Below are 2,104 nucleotides of genomic sequence, written 5' to 3'. Positions count from 1 at the left end.
CAGGTAACTCTTCACCGCTATTAACTAATGCAGCACCAGCTTCGGTTAAGACAACTGTATTACCCACAATTTCGTAATTGATCGTGTCGCTTAAGGTAACCGTGACTTCATCGCCATCTTCATCGGTTGTTTCAAACGTTGAAACGACCGCGCTTTCTACCGCACTACCATCATCTTCAGTAAAGTCATTTGAGCTGGTAATGGCGATCGTTGGGGTATCGTTTACTGTCGTGACACTTGGATCATCACTGATTGTCTCGCCATCGGCGGTGCTGTCGTTCACGGTTAAGGTATAAACAGGTAAATCTTCGCCGCTATTAACTAATGCTGCGCCAGCTTCGGTTAAGACAACGGTGTTACCCACAATTTCATAATTAATAGTGTCGCTTAAGGTAACCGTGACGTCGTCGCCATCTTCATCGGTCGTTTCAAACGTTGATACCACTGCTCCTTCTACTGCACTGCCATCATCTTCAGTAAAGTCATTTGAGCTGGTAATGGTGATTGTTGGGGTATCGTTTACTGTCGTGACACCTGGGTCATCACTGACACTTTCACCATCCGTTGTGCCGTCGTTCACCGTTAAGGTATAAGCAGGCAAATCTTCGCCGCTATTAACTAGTGCTGCGCCAGCTTCGGTTAAGACAACAGTGTTACCAACAATTTCATAATTAATAGTATCGCTTAAGGTAACCGTGACTTCATCGCCATCTTCATCAGTTGTTTCAAACGTTGATACCACTGCACTTTCAACGGCGCTGCCATCATCTTCAGTAAAGTCGTTTGAACTCGTAATGGTTAGAGTAGGTACTGAATTATCAATTACACCATCAGCAGTAGCATTGATATTGTTTAAACTATCATCTGTAAATGTGACGATTGGGGAAGCGTCATCATCTAAGCCTGTAGTTTGAAAGTTAGTGGTTGCGATTGTTTCTTCTGCATCTCGCTCGAAATCAACAAGTGTAAAACCACCGCCCGATTCTTCACCAGCAGCGGTTTCAATATCTAAATCAAAAACTTCTTCACCAAGTGCAAGTATCGCTTCGAGATCATTCACATCAATGTCAGGGTTTATGTCACCTGGAGCAGCAGATTCAGGCACATTAGGTTTCGCAGCATCAGAGTTGACAGTTTCGCCATCTTCTAGTGGGGGGAATTGTGGTTCGGCTGAGGTTAATGCTTCTCCAGACTGATTTAATTGCTCTTTAGCTTGATTTAACTGCTCTGTCGTTAATTCAACATCAGTATCTTTACTTTCATTAACTGGATTATTCTGTTCGGCCATGATTATTCCCCACGTGACTTTTAAAACTTCTAATAATTATGTACGACATAATTAACAATAGAGCCAGCATTAAAACTAACTATTTATGCTGTCCTTTTTAATATGATTTACTTATTTTTTAAAAAAAGTAAATCACTCCTAAAGTAATAACTATAGACAAATCTTTTGTAATAGTAAATTTGATTATTAATTAACATTTAAACAATTGAAAAAACTGCTAGAAAACAAAATATTTCAATGAGTTAGAAATTTATTTTGTTTTATAAAACCTAGATAAACTAAATTTTGGGGTACAAACTAAAAGAAGAATATAACTAAAATTTACTTATTATTAACTATTACGAATTATAGAGCACATAGGTTCACATTAAAATATAAAAATTGACTTTAAATTGCTTAATATTGACTTTTATAAAGATTATAAAATACACAAAAGATCTTAATTAGTCCTTATCGAAATAATTATGCATATAGAAATGAATAAAAAACGATATTTTAAATTTTTTATAATAATCACCAACTCTAAAAGTTCTTTTAAAAGAGTATGATTAATCAATTAATTTGATAATAAAAAATAGATAACTAGAAGTGTTCTTGACAAAGTATAAAAATATTTAAACAGTAAAAAACTAAATTTAAAAGGATAAAAATAAGAGTAATTAATAGAATAAATATAGAAGATAAACAACATTTTATTATAAAAATGTCAAAGATGTATGTGAAATTGAATAGATAAACGGCAGAAATAATTTAGATTAAAGATGGTGGGCGATACTGGGTTCGAACCAGTGACCCTCGCCTTGTAAGGGCGATGCT

1 protein-coding gene is annotated in these 2,104 nt (G+C 35.4%); it reads right to left on the bottom strand.

Annotated features, from left to right (window positions below; genetic code table 11):
- A partial coding sequence (locus V6255_RS17895; RefSeq protein ID WP_341629365.1) for a hypothetical protein occupies nucleotides 1-1,288 on the bottom strand: 1,288 nt, incomplete at its 3' end.
- Nucleotides 1,289-2,104 lie beyond the last annotated feature (816 nt).

It is taken from the genome of Psychromonas arctica (assembly GCF_038155225.1).
GTDB lineage: Bacteria > Pseudomonadota > Gammaproteobacteria > Enterobacterales > Psychromonadaceae > Psychromonas > Psychromonas arctica_B.
Note: the sequence above shows the minus strand (reverse complement) of the source record. Positions and strands in the feature narration are given on the sequence as shown.